5 tRNA genes and 2 rRNA genes are annotated in these 1,290 nt (G+C 46.5%); all 7 read left to right on the forward strand.

Annotated features, from left to right (window positions below):
• Nucleotides 1–116: ribosomal RNA gene (locus C9J40_RS21715) — 16S ribosomal RNA — on the forward strand; the annotation flags it as partial.
• Nucleotides 117–215: 99 nt separating this feature from the next.
• Nucleotides 216–291: transfer RNA gene (locus tag C9J40_RS21720), tRNA-Glu, on the forward strand.
• A 21-nt stretch (nt 292–312) separates the two neighbouring features.
• Nucleotides 313–388 (forward strand) — tRNA-Lys (locus C9J40_RS21725).
• A gap of 31 nt (nt 389–419) precedes the next feature.
• Nucleotides 420–495, forward strand: a tRNA-Val gene (locus tag C9J40_RS21730).
• Between the two features lie 39 nt (nt 496–534).
• A tRNA-Ala gene (locus C9J40_RS21735) sits at nt 535–610 on the forward strand.
• Nucleotides 611–612: 2 nt separating this feature from the next.
• Nucleotides 613–688 (forward strand) — tRNA-Glu (locus C9J40_RS21740).
• Nucleotides 689–992: 304 nt separating this feature from the next.
• A 23S ribosomal RNA gene (locus tag C9J40_RS21745) occupies nt 993–1,290 on the forward strand; the annotation flags it as partial.

The following is a 1,290-nucleotide window of genomic DNA, read 5'->3' on the forward strand; positions in this document are numbered from 1 at the left end:
CACCAGAAGTAGATAGCTTAACCTTCGGGAGGGCGTTTACCACGGTGTGGTTCATGACTGGGGTGAAGTCGTAACAAGGTAGCCCTAGGGGAACCTGGGGCTGGATCACCTCCTTACCTAAAGACTTACTGTTTAATGCAGTGTCCACACAGATTGCTTGGTTAAAATGTAAGAGAGCCACTTAATGTTGCCCAACAACATTAAGTATGAACATTGTCCCGTTCGTCTAGAGGCCTAGGACACCGCCCTTTCACGGCGGTAACAGGGGTTCGACTCCCCTACGGGACGCCACTTCTCTTTGAAGTGCAAATTGGGTCGTTAGCTCAGTTGGTAGAGCAGTTGACTTTTAATCAATTGGTCGCAGGTTCGAATCCTGCACGACCCACCATTCTTTCTCACGAAGGAATTAAAACTATCGTGGGCGATTAGCTCAGTTGGGAGAGCACCTCCCTTACAAGGAGGGGGTCACTGGTTCGAGCCCGGTATCGCCCACCATTTTCTCTTTAGAGAACTTCGTAATAGAAGTAAAACATTGGGGTTATAGCTCAGCTGGGAGAGCGCCTGCCTTGCACGCAGGAGGTCTGCGGTTCGATCCCGCATAGCTCCACCAATGTCCCGTTCGTCTAGAGGCCTAGGACACCGCCCTTTCACGGCGGTAACAGGGGTTCGACTCCCCTACGGGACGCCACTTTGTAAATACATTCTTATGAGTGTGATTAGAAAGTGGATCTTTAAATAGAAACACAATGTTCTTTAACAATCTGGAAAGCTGACTAGTAAATTCAATCAATAGATTGATTTTAAAAATGTTCTTCGAAAGAAGAACGAGTTCTCAAAACATACACATTCAAGTGTCTGTGTTTGCTTTCACTTTTTAAAAGTGAAAGCAAAACAATGAGTCCGGCGAAAAACCAACGTTTAATACTTTCTTGATCGAAGTGTTAAACACAAACCTTGGTTGTTTGAACATACGAAACCTCTTGGGGTTGTATGGTTAAGTGACTAAGCGTACACGGTGGATGCCTTGGCAGTCAGAGGCGATGAAGGACGTATTAACTTGCGATAAGCCCAGAGAAGGTAGTAAAAACCGGTGACTCTGGGATTTCCGAATGGGGAAACCCACGTGCATAAGCACGTATCGTGTTGTAAATACATAGCAATACGAGGCAAACCGGGGGAACTGAAACATCTAAGTACCCCGAGGAAGAGAAATCAACCGAGATTCCGGTAGTAGCGGCGAGCGAAACCGGATTAGCCCTTAAGCTAGTTTTGCGTTAGGTGAAAGTTCTG

Source organism: Photobacterium sp. GB-72, assembly GCF_003026095.1.
In the GTDB taxonomy this organism is placed as follows: Bacteria; Pseudomonadota; Gammaproteobacteria; order Enterobacterales; family Vibrionaceae; genus Photobacterium.